General features: G+C 45.1%; 16 protein-coding genes. 9 read left to right on the plus strand and 7 right to left on the minus strand.

Annotated elements, in window-relative coordinates; all coding sequences use genetic code 11:
- Nucleotides 1-98 precede the first annotated feature (98 nt).
- Both A7D23_RS00010 and A7D23_RS00015 read right to left on the minus strand, forming a co-directional pair.
- Nucleotides 99-812: a hypothetical protein gene (locus A7D23_RS00010; protein WP_025205357.1), complete on the minus strand. Its 714-nt coding sequence runs from the start codon at nucleotides 810-812 to the stop codon at nucleotides 99-101.
- Nucleotides 813-930: 118 nt separating this feature from the next.
- Entirely contained in the window at nucleotides 931-1,125 is a 195-nt protein-coding gene (locus A7D23_RS00015) for a hypothetical protein (RefSeq protein WP_019226376.1), read from the minus strand.
- Nucleotides 1,126-1,785: 660 nt separating this feature from the next.
- Here A7D23_RS00015 and aroF point away from each other — a divergent pair.
- The 6 genes from aroF (at nucleotide 1,786) to A7D23_RS00050 (ending at nucleotide 7,746) form a co-directional block, all read left to right on the plus strand.
- Entirely contained in the window at nucleotides 1,786-2,799 is a 1,014-nt protein-coding gene (gene aroF, locus A7D23_RS00025) for a 3-deoxy-7-phosphoheptulonate synthase (RefSeq protein WP_019226378.1), read from the plus strand.
- A 21-nt stretch (nucleotides 2,800-2,820) separates the two neighbouring features.
- On the plus strand, nucleotides 2,821-3,684 hold the full coding sequence (locus tag A7D23_RS00030; RefSeq protein WP_242837038.1) for a prephenate dehydrogenase: 864 nt from the start codon (nucleotides 2,821-2,823) through the stop codon (nucleotides 3,682-3,684).
- Nucleotides 3,685-3,696: 12 nt separating this feature from the next.
- On the plus strand, nucleotides 3,697-4,992 hold the full coding sequence (aroA, locus tag A7D23_RS00035) for a 3-phosphoshikimate 1-carboxyvinyltransferase (RefSeq protein WP_019226380.1): 1,296 nt from the start codon (nucleotides 3,697-3,699) through the stop codon (nucleotides 4,990-4,992).
- Nucleotides 4,973-6,073: a chorismate synthase gene (aroC, locus tag A7D23_RS00040; protein ID WP_019226381.1), complete on the plus strand. Its 1,101-nt coding sequence runs from the start codon at nucleotides 4,973-4,975 to the stop codon at nucleotides 6,071-6,073. Before aroA ends, aroC begins: the two co-directional genes overlap by 20 nt.
- Nucleotides 6,061-7,248 carry a prephenate dehydratase gene (gene pheA, locus A7D23_RS00045; RefSeq protein ID WP_019226382.1) on the plus strand — a complete coding sequence of 396 codons (1,188 nt, stop codon included), beginning with the start codon at nucleotides 6,061-6,063 and terminating at the stop codon, nucleotides 7,246-7,248. The genes aroC and pheA overlap by 13 nt, the downstream gene beginning before the upstream one ends.
- 150 nt (nucleotides 7,249-7,398) lie before the next feature.
- Complete coding sequence (locus tag A7D23_RS00050) at nucleotides 7,399-7,746, plus strand: cupin domain-containing protein (protein WP_019226383.1); 348 nt, start codon at nucleotides 7,399-7,401, stop codon at nucleotides 7,744-7,746.
- A 273-nt stretch (nucleotides 7,747-8,019) separates the two neighbouring features.
- On the opposite strand, the gene A7D23_RS00055 is transcribed toward A7D23_RS00050, so the two are convergent.
- Nucleotides 8,020-8,838: a lytic transglycosylase domain-containing protein gene (locus A7D23_RS00055; protein WP_019226384.1), complete on the minus strand. Its 819-nt coding sequence runs from the start codon at nucleotides 8,836-8,838 to the stop codon at nucleotides 8,020-8,022.
- Nucleotides 8,839-9,028: 190 nt separating this feature from the next.
- On the opposite strand from A7D23_RS00055, the gene A7D23_RS00060 reads away from it, so the two are divergent.
- Nucleotides 9,029-9,355, plus strand: coding sequence for a hypothetical protein (locus A7D23_RS00060; RefSeq protein WP_019226385.1), 327 nt, complete (start codon nucleotides 9,029-9,031; stop codon nucleotides 9,353-9,355).
- Between the two features lie 53 nt (nucleotides 9,356-9,408).
- Here the strand turns inward: A7D23_RS00060 and A7D23_RS00065 are convergent, their stop codons facing one another.
- The gene (locus A7D23_RS00065; RefSeq protein ID WP_019226386.1) at nucleotides 9,409-11,568 is read right to left on the minus strand and encodes a PepSY domain-containing protein; all 2,160 of its coding nucleotides are present in this window, start codon (nucleotides 11,566-11,568) and stop codon (nucleotides 9,409-9,411) included.
- A gap of 295 nt (nucleotides 11,569-11,863) precedes the next feature.
- Here A7D23_RS00065 and A7D23_RS00070 point away from each other — a divergent pair, with 295 nt between their 5' ends.
- Both A7D23_RS00070 and A7D23_RS00075 read left to right on the plus strand, forming a co-directional pair.
- Nucleotides 11,864-12,292 carry a thioesterase family protein gene (locus tag A7D23_RS00070; RefSeq protein WP_019226387.1) on the plus strand — a complete coding sequence of 143 codons (429 nt, stop codon included), beginning with the start codon at nucleotides 11,864-11,866 and terminating at the stop codon, nucleotides 12,290-12,292.
- Nucleotides 12,293-12,434: 142 nt separating this feature from the next.
- Nucleotides 12,435-13,145, plus strand: a complete 711-nt coding sequence (locus tag A7D23_RS00075; protein ID WP_025205359.1) for a 4Fe-4S binding protein — start codon at nucleotides 12,435-12,437, stop codon at nucleotides 13,143-13,145.
- Nucleotides 13,146-13,179: 34 nt separating this feature from the next.
- Here A7D23_RS00075 and A7D23_RS00080 read toward each other — a convergent pair whose 3' ends face one another.
- From A7D23_RS00080 to A7D23_RS00090, 3 genes are all read right to left on the minus strand, one after another.
- Entirely contained in the window at nucleotides 13,180-14,580 is a 1,401-nt protein-coding gene (locus tag A7D23_RS00080) for a Sapep family Mn(2+)-dependent dipeptidase (protein WP_019226389.1), read from the minus strand.
- A 215-nt stretch (nucleotides 14,581-14,795) separates the two neighbouring features.
- The gene (locus A7D23_RS00085; RefSeq protein ID WP_019226390.1) at nucleotides 14,796-16,178 is read right to left on the minus strand and encodes a reductive dehalogenase; all 1,383 of its coding nucleotides are present in this window, start codon (nucleotides 16,176-16,178) and stop codon (nucleotides 14,796-14,798) included.
- A gap of 14 nt (nucleotides 16,179-16,192) precedes the next feature.
- Nucleotides 16,193-16,501 (minus strand): hypothetical protein, encoded by a 309-nt coding sequence (locus tag A7D23_RS00090; protein WP_019226391.1) that lies wholly within the window; start codon nucleotides 16,499-16,501, stop codon nucleotides 16,193-16,195.
- Between the last annotated feature and the right edge of the window lie 54 nt (nucleotides 16,502-16,555).

A 16,555-nucleotide genomic window follows, 5' to 3' on the forward strand; every position in this document is an offset into this window, starting at 1 on the left:
ACTGGTATTATTGGGTTTGTGGTTATTCTCATTATACCAGATTTGGTGGTTTCCTTGTTGTATTTAACCATACTTTCAAAGACTTTCAAGGTTTCAACCTACCCGACAGGGTGGGAAAGTTGAGTTAGTAATATAAAAAATACTGCGGCAAGAGCGGTTACAATTTGGCAGCTTACTTTATTGATTTTATTTTCTTTATCTAACGGGAAAATCGAGAAGAAATAAATTAAAGCCACTGCGGTTAGCAAAAAAGTTATGTACTCCAATTCTTTACCTAGAAACAAACCACGGCTGGAAGCTTGAGCCAGAAGTATTGCTAAACCAAGGAAATAATTTAACCAAAATAAAGCGCGGGCCTGTACTAAAGATGGACGTTTCAACCAGGCTATAAATCCCAGGAACCAGAAAATGAACCCAAGTAAGAAATATGGAAGTATAGCTAACATCCTTTGTAAAGCAGGTGGATTTTCTATAGTAATAGTCTGTTCTGTTGTATTTTCTTTAGCAGAAAAACTAATACTGTTAGCTCCTTCGGCCCGCCCCCATTTTCTTAAGATATGATAATTTCCTGCATCCTCCGAATTGATTTTGAAGATCTGATCACCGAACCGGATACCCGATTTATACCCTTCTCCGTTCTGATTGGCAGTAACCACATACCAGTGACCGTCAGAGTTATTAATATCTAAACCAATAAAAGGGCGCTGTGAACAGGAAAAGAAGTAGACTATCCCTATAAAAATAAATATTGCACTGGCTAAATAATAAACTTTTTTTTTATAAATCTTTCCAAATAAAATATTCATATTCACGAAACACTTCCCTTATTATGTATACTACCAGGCATTTCTTTACGGTCGTGCCTGGCAGTATAGTCTATGTTTATATGAAAGACAATTTGATTTAAGCTGAAAGTGATAAGTTTAAATTTTACATCCAACTCTCCATTGGAGATGCAGTGATAAGAGCAGCGCCTCCAGAAACTCTGTAACCGGATAAAACTTTTTGTACAGCAGTGAACTCATTTGACTTAACCTTGTTACCTTGTTGGCTGTTTTGTGCCAACAACATCTTGGGATTTCTAACACAATCATGAACCAAATTAGCAATACTCTCGTAGTTCATCGAGAAAACCCCCTTTTTAAACACAAGTCATCTGCGGTGTTCTTTGTTAAGATAGTTTGACATGGGAAACTTCCAGCTTAACCAATTTTATGTAAATTTCGCCACAAAATGTATATTTCCTCCTAAAACATGTTATATATTTGAAAAAATGGATGAATTGCGAAATGCCTATAGAGAGGCGTTATTTTCTGGCTCCCTAAATAAAAAAGCAAGTTTGGCGGACTTATTTTCAATGTCCTTATTTACAAGTAAAGCTAATGCAGAAAAAGAAAGGTATACAATAACTTTTGTTTGACAGCCAAAGAATCTATACGGTATAATGAACAAAACTCAAAAGTACCTTTTGGGAGAATGAAAATGCTTAACGGTAAGAGAATGCTAGAACAAATCAATAGCTTTACGTTTAGAAGCTTTAGCCAGTGCTATTATTACTTTTATTTTAGCACCGGTTATTTTTGGTTGTTCTACAATCGAATACTTTCTCTCTTCACTAATGAGCATCCGGAAAAATGCCTTGCGGCCTGATCCCGGTCGAGAGGAACCCGAATACGAATTGCGATACCGTTAAAGAAGGCTCATTAGAAATAATGAGCCTTCTGTTTTTATTCAAGCTTGCGTAGTATCATGTAAGTAAGTAGGACAGTTTAGGAGGTAGGGAAAATGATTATTGTAATGAGGCCAAAGACGCCACCAGAGGAGATCACGAAAATGAAACAGAAGATATTGGACCTGGGATGTGAGGTTCATGAGTCTTTAGGCGTGAACTACCATATTCTTGGATTGATCGGGAATACCAGCAGCATTGACCCGGACACGCTGCATGCAAATGATTATGTTGAAAAAGTCATTCATGTTCAGGAGCCTTTTAAAAAGGTTAACCGTTTATTCCACCCGGAAGATACGGTCATCAGTGTCGGGGACAGAAAAATCGGCGGCGACACCTTTGCTGTGATTGCCGGACCATGTTCGGTAGAAAGTGAAACGCAAATCGTCGGCATTGCCGAAGCGGTCAAAAAATCCGGGGCTGCTTTTTTAAGAGGTGGCGCTTTTAAGCCGCGTTCCTCACCGTACAGCTTTCAGGGTTTAAGAGAAGATGGTCTGGAACTTCTGAAAATAGCCAGAACCAAGACAGGACTGCCGATTGTATCGGAGTTAATGTCAACCGAATATCTGGAGAGATTCGTTGAAGACGTGGATATTATTCAGATCGGCGCCCGCAATATGCAGAACTTTGAACTCTTAAAAGAAGTCGGAAAAATCCAAAAACCGGTGATCCTAAAAAGAGGGTTATCCTCGACGATTGAGGAATTATTACTCGCTGCGGAGTATATTCTGGCGCATGGCAACGAGAATGTTATTTTCTGTGAAAGAGGCATCCGTACTTTTGAAAATTACACCCGGAATACGCTTGACCTGACTGCTGTGCCGGTGATCAAGAAACTGAGTCACCTTCCGGTCATTGTTGATCCAAGCCACGCGGCAGGGCTCTGGTGGCTTGTCGAACCGATGGCTAAAGCAGCGATGGTCGTAGGTGCCGACGGTGTCATGATCGAAGTGCACAACGACCCGGCCAATGCCAAATGCGACGGGCAGCAGTCTATTAAACCGGAGAAATTTCAGGCTTTAATGGACTCGCTGAGACAGCTGGCGGTTATACAGAACAAGATTATTTAATTAATGAGATGATCCCTGGAGGTGGATTTCTTGGAAGAACCGGACTTTGGTAGCATGGAAATTACGGTGGTAGGTCTGGGACTTATTGGCGGATCATTCGCCATGGCTTTGAATAAACTAAAACCAAAGAGAATCTGGGCAGTCGATGTTAACAGCAGCGTACTGGAACAGGTAGAAAAAACGGGTGTGATCAGCAAAGGATTCACGGAGGCAAGCATTCCGCTGCAAAGCTCGGATATTGTTGTGATCTGCATCTATCCGGAGCTTGCCGTTCAGTTTGTGAAAGACAATCTGGCCTATTTTAAAAACGGTGCCCTGATTACAGATACGGCAGGACTCAAAGAACAAGTCGTTCAGGAGATTAGTTCAGTCTTAAGGGAAGATTTGAGCTTCGTCGGGGGACATCCGCTGGCTGGCAAAGAATCCAGCGGATTTGCCTATGCTTCTGAAGAGATTTTCCGGGGGGCCAACTATCTGATTACCCCAATCGACGGGACGAAGAATGAAAGCTTGAGACTGGTGGAAAGGTTGATTCTTGGTCTCGGCTGCAGACAGCCAATCCGAATGGAACCGCATAAACATGACGAAATAATTGCGCTGACAAGCCAGCTTCCTCATGTCATTGCGGCCGCCCTGATGAACAGTTCCGGCTCCGAGGATACCGGCAGCTTTGTCGGAGGCAGCTTCCGCGATGCAACACGGGTGGCGAGAATGAATGCCGAGCTCTGGAGTGAACTTTTACTTGAGAATAAAGACAATATTTTAGAACAGATTGACGTGTTCACCGAAAACGTTCGGCTGATCAGGACAGCGATCGCGGAAAAAGACCAGAATTCGCTGAAAGAAATGCTTGAGAATGCCGGCCGGGGCAGAGAAAAGTTTTAAGGAGAGATTTTCTTGACGTGCTTACGCTTGCAACCTTCAACCTTAACAGGGGAGATCAGGATACCTCCTTCTAAAAGCATCAGTCACCGGGCAGTGATATGCGCCGCGCTGGCTGAAGGAATCAGCAGCATTGACAATCTTGTCTTCTCTGAAGATATTTCTGCAACCTTGGACGGGCTGGTGTCTCTGGGTACAACCGTCGGAGAAGTCTCGGTGAACCCTGGTGAACCAGGCGCGCTTTGGCTGGAAGGGAACCCGAAGCTTCAAATCGCGCAGGAAACAATCAACTGCCGGGAATCCGGATCTACGCTGAGATTTCTGATACCGCTGGCCACACTGACAGGAGGCCCGGTGACCTTTACCGGTGCCGGCAAGCTGGTGGAGCGCCCGCTGGACGCATATTATGAGCTGTTCCAACTGCACGGAATCGAATATCAGACCCGGAACGGTTATTTGCCCTTGACGATCAAAGGGAGGTTTTCACCGGGTGAGTATAAACTGAAAGGCAATGTCAGTTCTCAATTTATTACAGGACTTATGTTTTTACTGCCGCTCTTGGACGGAGATTCCAGAATTGTCATTACAACGGAACTGGAATCCCGCGGTTATGTTGACCTGACCATCGATGCGCTGGAAAAGTCGGGAATAACCGTACAAAACAACGCATACCGGGAATTTTTTATTCCAGGAAAGCAGCGGTATAAGGCAATTAATTGCCGCATTGAAGGAGACTACTCCCAGGCCGCGTTCTGGCTGGTGGCAGGGACACTGGGGTCCGGTCTGAAATGTCTAGATATCAACGCTCAATCCTTGCAGGGGGATAGGATGATCCTCGATATTATGTTGGCGATGGGTGCCCGAATTGTTTGGACGGATGATAGTTTGGGAGTCCTGAGCGCCCAGACTGTGGGAACAGTGATCGATGCCGGGCAGTGTCCGGATCTGGTCCCTGTACTTGCAGTCCTGGCTTCTTTAAGCAAAGGAACAACCAGAATCATTAATGCCGGAAGACTCCGGATCAAAGAATCGGACAGACTCAAAGCAACGGCATCAGAGCTGAACAAACTTGGGGCCAGGATTCAGGAGCTGCAGGAAGGGCTCCTCATCGAAGGGGTAGAAACCCTGCATGGCGGAACCGTCGACAGTTGGAACGATCACCGGATCGCGATGGCCATGGCTGTGGCCTCCATCAGGTGTACAGAACCTGTGTTTCTAACCGGAGCCGAAGCCGTAAAAAAATCATATCCGCATTTCTGGCAGGATTTTTGCAAATTGGGAGGTAGAGCTGATGAGTGGAACATGGGGTGAATACCTTAAACTATCGTTGTTTGGGGAATCACACGGAAAATGCATCGGGATCGTACTTGATGGTCTACCGGCGGGACTAAAGCTTGATTTGCCCTTCATCGGCCGGGAACTGGCCAGAAGGGCACCAGGGAAGAATCCGCTTTCAACCCCGCGAAAGGAAAAAGACGAATTTGAAATCCTGAGTGGTTTCTTTAAAGGAACTACGACTGGAGCCCCACTCTGCTGTGTGATCTGGAATAAAGACCAGCACTCCGGGGATTATTCCGAATTGAAAGACACGGTGCGGCCCGGCCATGCGGATTATACCGCGATGGTAAAACACAGAGGCTTCAACGACTACCGGGGCGGAGGGCATTTTTCAGGCAGACTTACAGCGCCGCTGGTATTGGCTGGCGCGATTGCCAAGCAAGTCCTGGAGAAGAAGGGTATTATGATCGGCAGCCATATTTTAAATATTGGCGGTATAAGAGAGGATCATTTTGATAGCCTCCGAATTGATTCAGGGTTGCTTTGGAAACTGACAGAGCAGGAATTCCCGATTCTATCGGAAGAAGCGGGTATTCGGATGAAACAGGAGATTCTCCAGGCCAAAGCTAAAGAGGACTCTGTCGGCGGTGTGATTGAAACTGCCGTAGTCGGTTTGCCCGCCGGTTTGGGGTCACCATTCTTTGACTCAGCTGAAAGTAAAATTGCCCATCTGCTGTTTGCTGTTCCGGCGGTGAAGGGAGTCGAATTCGGTACTGGGTTTGCAATTACGCAGATGAAAGGATCCGAAGCCAATGATCCGTATGCTCTCGCAGATGATAAAGTAGTGACGCTTTCCAATCACAATGGCGGAATTCTTGGAGGGATCACGAATGGAATGCCTTTGCTATTCCGGGCTGCCGTGAAACCGACACCTTCGATTGGCAAAGTGCAGCAGACGGTGAATATGGCCTCCAGGGAAGAGACGCAAATTACGGTTCAGGGGAGACACGACCCTTGCATCGTCCCCCGGGCGGTTCCTGTGGTAGAAAGCGCCGCTGCACTGGCCTTATTGGACTTGATGATAGAAAAGGATGGGGTAACGTGGATGAACTAGAAAATCGGAGACTGCAGGACCTCAGGTCTAAGATAGATGAAATCGATACCGAGCTGCTTCGCCTTTTTGAAGCAAGAATGGAGACCGTCATTGAGGTAGCCGAATATAAGATTTTGAACAGCATCAATATTTTGGATGAATCCAGGGAGAATAAAGTCCTGCAAAAAATTGAGCAGGTCAAAAACAAGGATCTGGCTAAGACAGCAGAAGAATTCCTCAAAGCCGTCATGAGTATTAGCAAAGGTGTTCAGGCCGAACGCTTTTTCAGGCCAGAAACAGGTTCCTGGCAGGTCATTCCGGAAATTGAAGAGGAGTCGAAAATTGAAGAACCGGGAAAATGTGTTTCCGGAAATGTGATCGGGTTTCAAGGAATTCCGGGTTCCTATAGTGAGCAGGCGCTTAAGGAATATTTCGGGGAAGGCAAGAATACCAAGAATTATGTGAACTTTGAAGATGTGTTTCAGGCGTTGGCTGCAGAAGAGATTGATTACGGGGTTCTTCCGCTGGAGAATTCTTTTACCGGCGGTATTGCCGACGTCTACGACCTGCTTTGCCGGTTCGGCTTTTATATCGTTGGTGAAAAATGTATCCAGATCGATCATAACCTGTTGGCGGTTAAAGGAACAAAACTCGAAGATATCAGGGAAGTATGCTCCCATACCCAGGGTTTTCAGCAGTCCAGTAATTTTTTAAGAAAACATCCCGAATGGAGCCAGGCGACCTGCAGCAATACCGCGGTAAGTGCCAAGAAAGTCGCCGATGCAGGTTCGAAAGCCCTGGCATCCATTGCAAGCAGGCGAGCGGCAGAGCTCTATGGTCTGGACATTCTGGCTGAAAAAATCAATAATAACCCGGCGAACTTTACCCGGTTTATCATTATCGGCAGAAAACCTGAGCTTAGAAGTGCGTGTAACAAGATCAGTCTCGTTGTCGCCATTTCCCATGAACCCGGTTCATTGTACAGGGTTCTCAGTCATTTTGCCCGCAATGGGCTGAATATGATGAAGATTGAATCTCGTCCGATGACGGATAAGACCTGGGAATATCTCTTCTATATTGATTTCGAGGGTAATCTGAATAATCGTGTGGTCAAGAAAGCCGTTGAGGGGATCGAGAAAGAAAGCGCTTACTTCCAGATGCTCGGAAACTATCCGTTGGATAAACAAGACAGGTAAAAATAATAAAATAAATAATAAAACTGAATATCAAGTTGTTTCAGGGATCCATTAATTCTTAATTACCCCAGACTAACCCGATAAGTCGATCACCGGAGTAAACTCGATATTCAGTTAATAAAACAGAGAAATCAGATCGGAGGCGAAACGATGATCGTCGGACATGTGAACGAATTGGCAGGGGTCCCTATGCAGGGAGCAGGAATACAGGGTGCCATCAAAAAAGTACTGGTATCTCCCAAAGAAGGCTGGGAGGGCTGGACGATGCGGCTCTTTACGCTTGAACCAGGGGGCTTTACACCCAGACATACGCATGATTGGCCCCATATTAATTATATTGCTTCAGGCGAAGGTACACTGCATTTAGACGGTCATGATTATGCCCTGAAGGAAGGCGCGTATGCCTATGTTCCCGGAGGTGCGCTCCATCAATTTCAGAATGACTCCGGGAAAGAATTTTCATTCCTATGCATTGTACCCGAAGAAGGAGATAAGTAACCTTTATCTTTGCCTTGGATACTATCAATTGAGAATGTCAAGATCGCTTCATTTTTCAATTTGTTTGAATAAAGATTTAGGGGCTGCCAGAATAAGTGGCAGCCTCTTTCAATACGTTCTTTTGGTATGTTTCTTTGTTCAAATAATTGTTACCTTACCCGGACGCCGGGTTCGATGCCCCACGGTCCTCGAAGCCGAACAGTTTGGCAGGAATTGATTCCACCAAAGGTAAAGCCTGCTGATATTAGAAAAAGCTGAGATGTCCCGCTTCTCTTAGGCGCTTCTACCTGTGTAGTAACTCATAACGTTTTGAACAAAATTTCTTGTTTCGGCAGGCATTTTCACAAGATCCTCCAGCCCCTGGACGCCTCTGGCCCGGATTGTTCCTGATCCAGCATTATAGGCAGCCAGAGCCATCTCCGTAGATCCGTAACGGTCGATCAGCTGCCGTAAATAACGCGTTCCACCGTCAACATTCTGTTCAATATTAAAGGGGTCGGTTACGCCCAGCCCTGAGGCTGTTGCCGGCATCATCTGCATGAGCCCGATTGCGCCTGCTGAAGAGACCGCGTTCGGGTTAAAGGATGATTCCTGACGAATGACGGCTGAGATCAAAGATTTTTCCACACCGTATTTTTCCGAAGCTCCCGTAATCGCAGCTTTAATTGAAGCATCAATCGAAGACGCGTCGAAAGAGCTGTCTGTATTATTCGTGTTGTTCATGTTATTCATGTTGTAAGCACTGTAAGCACTGTTGTATATCTGCCCGGATGAGGGCATGTTATTTGTTCCTAGGAAGTCCCCGGTTCTGGTCAGGCTTTCGGTTCCGTCTCCTGTGTTGAGCAGTGAATTCTGCAGATTGATAAGGTTATAGAGATAGAGCATTTGCATCTGGTCAGACGTGTTGGAAGGATCCGTTTGATCCATCTGACTTGACAGATCCGATGTGACATTGCTGTCTTGCTGCATGGTCTCCAACAGCATTTTATAAACCATCTGAAAAGCTTCGGAGTTTTCAGAAGTGCCTTCCAGGGCCTGGACCATATTTTGAAGCTGCAGCTGCAGCAGTTCATTTTGAGCATCAATTTTCATACGATCACCCCGGTAAGCTTGTTTTTAGAAAGATGGAAACGTACTGTTTGTCTTAACTATTATTATGCGATGAACAGACGCTGAAAGCAAGCATGGGATTGTCTTTATTTACCTGCACAATTTCCCGCGGACTTGTTTTATAATAGATGAGTACTTATACAATACAACTGCAGCAGGTGGGATAATAAAGGTGAAACCTCTTTTTGAAAGATCGACAACCCTATTTGAGAAAGTTTTCTTAACTTTGGTTATATTGAGTTTGATAGCATTCTTAGTTGGCTGCAATGTGGATCTGGACATCCTTGTCTATGCGGGATTCGGCGCGTATGTAATCCTTGGCTTCTTTGCTTTTATGCAGCCGAAAAAAATGATGGAAGTACTGAAAAAAGAAAATGAAGATTTTTTAGTCAGAAATCAAAAAAGAATCCCGCTAATTAAAACAGGATTCAGATTTGGTGGATTCACACTGGCCGTTCTTGGGATAGCGCTCGGCTACATTTTCACTGTTTATTATTAGTCTTAGTCTTGCCTGTGGGCCTTGTAGGGATTTCCTTACAATTTTGTACGAAATTAAGATTTGAACCCGGTTTCAAACGCTCTGATCAGGGCGTAAGCTGTATCAGCGCGGGTCATAGGCTGAAGCGGATAAAATTTGTTGTTGTCCGCTTTCAGAATGCCGAGACCCGTGGCGAGTGAAGCGTATCCGCGCTCTTCAACCGGGACATCATCGAAGGAAGTCTGGAACATTGGGTTCAGCGCGGCAATCTTTTCGAGCCCGAGGAAGCGGACGATGATTTGGCTGCACAGTTCTTTGGTAACGATTTGGGACGGGGCCAGGTTATCCTGAATCCATCCTTCTTCTTTAGCTTTTTTTATGACATCGGTATCGGGAAGATTGTTCTCCGAGCCGTTTTTTATTGTGTAAAGAGCCCGCAGGAAGGCACTGGCAGTGATATTTTCGGTCGGCCGGAACTGGCTTCCGTATTCACCGAATAATCCAGCCATCCCCAGCACGGTGATTTCTTTTTCCGCAGTGTTTCCGGCAATATCTGTGAAGATATGAGTCTGAGGCTGATCTTTTAAGGAATTTCCCTGGAAATCCAAAAATGATCCGGTTCTGGCATCTATCAGGCCGGAGGTTTGACTGCTTTCTGAGGAGGGCTGATAGACAAGCCGGACTTCCTTGGCTTCTCCTTGATCGTACAACAGAACATAGGTCAATTGCATAGGTCTAGCCTGGAAGAGTATTTCCTGGACTTTGGCTGGAGACATTGCTTCCGACAATTGCGGGAAATCGAGATTCCACCAATTCAGATAATAAGAAGTGATTTTCTTCGTCTGCAAGTCAACAGTAATGCTGATGTTATTGGAAGGGAACAGAATGCCGTTGACGATCCGTTCATAGTTGAACGTGATGCTGGTGAATTCTGCTGATTTGACGAAATCAGCTGTGTTGTCCGTATTGAGTTTAACCTGCTGAGATTTGGCCGGCTGGATTTTTCTGATAAAATCCAGCGCAATGGTCTGGGCCTGTTCGCTTGTAATCGCATTCAGGCTTCCGTCGGTGTTTGCGGAAGAGGAGTAAACAGAGAAAGAGATTAATTCGCCGCTGGCTGCATTGACCCTGGAATTAATCGTTTGGGCTCCGGACCCGCTTGGGGTTCCCCATTCAAAGGACCATACCTTTCCGCCGCGTAGACTGTAGTCCTGGTAAAGATTGATGCTTTTCAACGTAACGTTCGAAGGGATTTCTACCCACTGCTTGACGGCCTCAATCGCTTTTTCCCTGGTTAAAAGCTTCGCATTTTCGGCGATTTCCTTTTGTTCCTGCGGCGTTAAAGGAACGGATTTGGCTGCGCTTTCAGCCGAGCCAAGTCCACCCAGCGCCCGGTCATTCGTAAACAGCCATTGACCGGAGTTCAGGACCAAGGGTTTTCCGGTGAATGCATCGATTGTTCCACCGTTTTTCAGGGTATAAACCAGCTGGACTTTCTCACTATTTTGTGCTGTGGTCAATGGCTTATAAGCCGGTGCCAGAAAGTATTGCAGTTCCAAAAGTTTAGCGGTATTAAAGTATTCAGTTGCTTGCCCGGCATTGATGATATTATTCACTTCAGGGATCTTAAAATCATTCCAGATGATGTTATAAGCAGTGACCTTGCCGCTCGAAGCACTCACCTGTACACTGACCAGGTTGCCCTGAAACGGGATGCCGTTTTCAAACCGCTGCCAATTGTAGCTGTAAATGGTCTCGCCATAGAGATTGATCGGAACAATCGCCTTATTCTCGAGGAATTTCAATTTGGCATATTTCGTCCCGGTTAATTTTTGGACAGTAGCTTCCGCGACTTGTCTGGCCTGTTCCGGGGTTATCCGCGGAAGTGTATAGGCCTGATTGCCCTGGACAGACTGCCAGGAATATATGGACAGAATTTCTCCGCTGACAGCGTCGACCTGGGCTGAAAAATTACCGCCGGAGCTGCCGGAAGTGTTCCAGTCCAGCGACCAAACCTGACGGGACTGATAATTGCTGAAGCTTGAAGTGAACTCGGTCAGCTCTTTAGAAATTTCAAAATTTTGTTTGACAATCTGCAGGGCTTGTTCCAGGGAGATTTTTGTTTCCGCCGAACCTGTCTGAGGCGTTACGGTATCAGCGCCCAAAAGCGGTACCGGCAGCTGGAAGATCAAAACAAAAACCAGAGGAAGTATTAACCAGCGATGACGTTTCATTTTTCCAACCATCCTTTCACAACATTTTGATCTGTATGCGTTTTCTTGCTAAAATAGACTGTAATAAGGCAGCGATTATGACGCAGCCGAAAGAAAATATTTCCTGTTTTTCCGCAAACTGATTAATCAAAAATTTTAGAGATCACCAATGCCAAGAAACCAATGCCAAGAAAGTGGAAACTAGAAAGGAATCGGATTCAAGGCGGTTGAAATGCTGGAGGCTAAAAAGAAAAGTAAATAACAGATAGCTAATGATTAGCTGTCAAATATGAAAAATTGAGAATAGGAGTAAGAAATGGAACCATATTTGATCTCGACAAAAGAAATCCAGGTAAGTTATGCCGATACCGATATGATGGGCGTAATCTACCACGCCAATTATCTGAAATGGTTTGAACTCGGAAGATGCCAGCTGGTCGAAGATGCCGGATATCATTATCTGGATATGGAAGAAGCCGGGTATTATGCTCCGGTCTATCAAGTCGAAGTAACCTATAAAAAAGCGGTACACTACGGTGATCGTGTGTTCGTGAAAACCTGGGTCGAAGAAAATCAGGGTTTATGGACGGTATACGGCTACAAGGTTGTTAATGACAGCGGTGAAGTCTGCGCCGAAGGACACACGAAACATATTCTGGTCCGGAAAGACAATTTTAAGCCTGTCCAATTCAAAAAAGCATTTCCTGAATGGTTCCGCCGCTACGAAGAAATCAAGAAAAAATAGACACAAAACATATTGCTTATTTTTTGTTTGGTATTATCAATTTTGTTCCAATGCGTCGTAACGGAGGTTACCGATTTTTCCATGATCATTGCGCTATAGTAGAGATATCAAAATGACGAAGATCAAGGAAAAGGTGATAAATATGATCAGAAAGATTATAGAAATCGATCAGGAAAAATGCAACGGCTGCGGGTTATGTGTAAACGCCTGTCATGAAGGTGCGCTGCAGCTGATTAATGGCAAAGCCATTTTGGTCAGTGATGCATATTGTGACGGGCTTGGTGACTGCCTGCCGGGATGTCCGACAGGTGCAATTCAGATTATCGAAAGAGAAGCCACAGGCTATAACGAAGAGCTGGTCAAAGCCAAGCTCGCCCAGAAAAAAGAAAAACCGGGTTGCTCTTGCCCGGGCACCATAGCCGCAATGATCAAAAAAACGCCTGCAGGGGAAAAACAGGATTCCGGAGATATCGGGGCTGAACGCCCGTCGGAACTCAGGCAATGGCCGATTCAACTGAATTTGATTAACCCGCAGGCTTCTTACCTGCAAAATGCTGATCTGCTGGTTGCGGCAGACTGTACTGCCTATGCCTATGCTTCTTTCCATGAGAAGTTCATGAAGGACAGAATCACGCTGATCGGCTGTCCCAAACTCGATGACAATGATTATTACACGGAAAAGATCGCGGAGATCATCAGAATCAATCATCCGCAGAGTATCAAGGTGGTCCGAATGGATGTACCATGTTGTTCCGGGATTGTACGGGCTGTAAAAACAGCCATGGTCCAGGCTGGCATTTCGGTGCCGTACAGTGAAGTCATCATCGATTATCGGGGAACGCTATCCTGTTAAATCGAGCTAACGGCAACGAATAAGAAGGTAACGCTTATTCGTTTCTGACAAGTGATTGAAGTGCTAGGGCGTAGATCTCAGTGCACTTGATCAGATGTTCAATCTCCATATATTCATCAGGCTGGTGCTCAACTTTAGGCATCCCGGGAAAAGTCGGACCAAAGGCAACTGCGCGTTTGAAAGCTTTGGAAAAAGTGGTTCCGCCCATTCCCAGAGGTTTTGTTTCAGTGTCTCCGGTAAAATCCTGATAGACCTGTATGAGTCTGCGAATATTGGGATCATCTTCCGGGAAACTCAAAGATTCCAGTGAATCGATGATTGTAAGGTTTCCCTGGAAAACGCTAAAGGCTCTCTCGATTTTGGGTTTGATTATGTCAAGCCGCTCCTTGGCCGGGAAACGAATATCCACCTTCAGGATAATGTTCTTCTCGTCAATCAGGATATACCCGGGGTTAACAGTAAGTTTACCAGTCAGTTGATCTTCAAGACTGAGGCCCAGGGATTCACCATAATATTCCATTGCCATGCTTTGGGCATAGGCTTGGATGAACTCCTTTTGCCCGCCTTCAAGCTCCAGCAGACTTAAAAACATAATGAGCTGGGAAATGGCATTTCGTCCTTCATTGCAGATAAAGGCATGGGCGGATTTTCCCTTGGATATAAGTTTGCAAACAGAAGCATTTTTTTCAAGAGAGATATCATATCCTGTTTGTTCTTGGAATAGCCTGAGTTCCTTTTTGATCTGTATTTTTTGGTCATCATTCAATCTGAGTGTAGCTTCGCAGTAATCAGGAACAATATTAAGGGACTGTCCTCCCCCTTGCATGGTTTCAATCGTAATCCCACTATAGCCGGAGGATTCCAGACTTAATGTTTTCTTGATTTCCAGCCAGACCAGGCCCTTCTCGGCAATTACAACCGGGAATTTCGAATCGGGAACAAAAGAAAAATCAGGTTCTTTAATTTTTTTCAATAATTTGGGCGTTGTATGCCAGATACCCTCTTCATCAATCCCAATAATAATCTGAACCTTACATTCAGAGCTAATTCCTGATCCGGAATCCTTTAAGGCTTTTAAAGCATAGAGGGCTGAGAGCGCCGGCCCTTTGTCATCGATTGCGCCCCGACCATAAATTTTTCCTTCCTGAATCAGACCTCCGAAAGGGGGGGATTTCCAGCCGCTTCCCTCAGGGACAGTATCAAGATGAACAATCATCCCGTAGGTTTTTTCCCCTTCTCCATATTCGATTACTCCACCCAGATTTTCTACGTTATGTGCCGAGAATCCCATGCTATGAGCCAGGGCAAGGTAATATTCCAAGGCTCTTTGGGTACCATCCCGATCGCTAGAGACACTTTTAATCCGAATGCAGTCTTGCACAGACTGAATCAAATCTTCTTTAAAAGAATCTATGGCATCTTTTAACCCCTTCATAAAACCTCCGTATGCTTGCATTATTGTCTGTAGATATTACTAGTATTGTTATTGGAACTTTGAAATATGATTTTTATTCTGAACTTTCGGTTCTGATGGAAAATGTTCCAAGAAAATAATATTTTGGCCAAGGTATATGTTAATAAACAAAAATTATTGCGGCGTATGAAGGAATACGTCGCAATAATTTTTATTATGCAGTTAAACTATACTTTCTAGCTTGGTATATTAATTTTATGAAGCTCTGGCCATTCCAGCCACCATTTGTATTTATCAACAATTTCAGTCCCGTAGCCGAACATATCATCAATGGCTTTCAGCATTGTTGAAGCAGTTTCTCCTTTACTGCCTATCCACAGGCCTGCTTCATGGAACCAGGAGTTTTCTTTGGAATTCCATGGACAGACTTTCATACACCTGCCGCAGTTGACGCCTTCCTCATTACTGCAACGGAATACGGCACATTTTTTGTAGTCGCTGTTCCACCGCAGGTAGCCGTTCATTTCCACTGGCTCTTTATCTGGGCTGATAGCTTTAGAAGGACATTCAACAGCACATTTCATGCAAACCCTGCAAAAATCCAACATTCCAAAATCAATGGGTTTATCGGCAACCAAAGGCAAATCGGTGGTAACCGCAGCACATTTGTTGCGGAATCCCATTCTGGGATGAGCAACACAGTCTCCGGTACGGGTATGTTCACCCAGTCCGGAAGCTATAAGTGCCGGAGGAACGGCAAGACCATAATTGCCAAAATGATGGGCTCTCGCATTATAGCCTATATTTCGAATATATCGCGCCATAATGACGGCAATATTAGCTGTGGCATGATAACAACGCATTGACTGGCTTACAGATATTCCGTCATACCCAGTCGATGCCAAATAGGTTTCCAAATGCTGTTCAACCGCGACAGTAATGACATAGGGGTACTCCGGTTCTGTATTTGGTACTTCTGCGATCGGCGTTTGTGGCGGAAGGATACCGGCAGCTATTACAGTTATGGGAGGCATACACTTCGTGCCGTAATAACCGTATGAAGGCATTTGGCCTATACCAACATCATCTGCCCTGAGATAATAAGCGAGATCTTTGATATGCTGGGACATTTGTTCGGGGTCGGGAATAGGAAGTTTATCTTTTCTCGGCGTGCCCATGACAGTCTCATCTCCACTAATCATCCCAAGAGCCTGCATTATGCCACCCGTTAAAGGACTTCTTTCGCCCTGACTAAGGAGTCCGAATCTCGCCTTATCACCCAGTAGACCTCTGGTAGCAAGCCCGAAACCCGAATTAAATTCTCCCGATTTTTTGATCGGCCCAACAATTTTGCTTGTTCCCAACCACTGATCGTTATTTTCTACAAAGTGAACCGTGGCACCACCATAATGGTTTACAGGGCGTAATTTCGACCATTGTCCTTTGGCAGGTGTATAGCTTAGGTCATGAATAGCCGCGTTTGCCACCTTGGACGGGGCTGCGATTGCCCCCATGACACTCATGGCGGCAGCAGCTGCCCCCGTTTTAAGAAAACCGCGGCGGCTCACTTGATATTGCGGCTTGGTTTCTTTTTCCCCATTTTTTGAAATCTCCGACATCAGTTCTCCTCCTTTTAAGCCTGAATTGACTCTTTTGCCTTGCTTTTTGCGCCGATAAAACCTAATATGCGGGCCAAAACAACGGCCAATATCACTGAGATTCCTCCGAACAGGAAAATCGCTGTGCTTGTTGCCTTGACATGTCCTACGCTGGCATTAATGTAAACAAATGAAATCCCCATGCATGTGATTAAAAACCAAATTACATATAATGCCCAAACCAGCGCGGTCTGCCAATTTTTCTCTTTTTTGGCACGCGGCTTGATAAAAAGGATACCGGCCAAAAAAAGAATCCCCGCTAAAAAAATTAAGAATGTACTCATCATTCTCACCTCCTTAAATTTTGCTGCCTGTTTTATAAGATTATTGTATTGGTC

Origin of the sequence: Dehalobacter sp. TeCB1 (genome assembly GCF_001707455.1) — a bacterium.
Lineage (GTDB): Bacteria > Bacillota > Desulfitobacteriia > Desulfitobacteriales > Syntrophobotulaceae > Dehalobacter > Dehalobacter restrictus.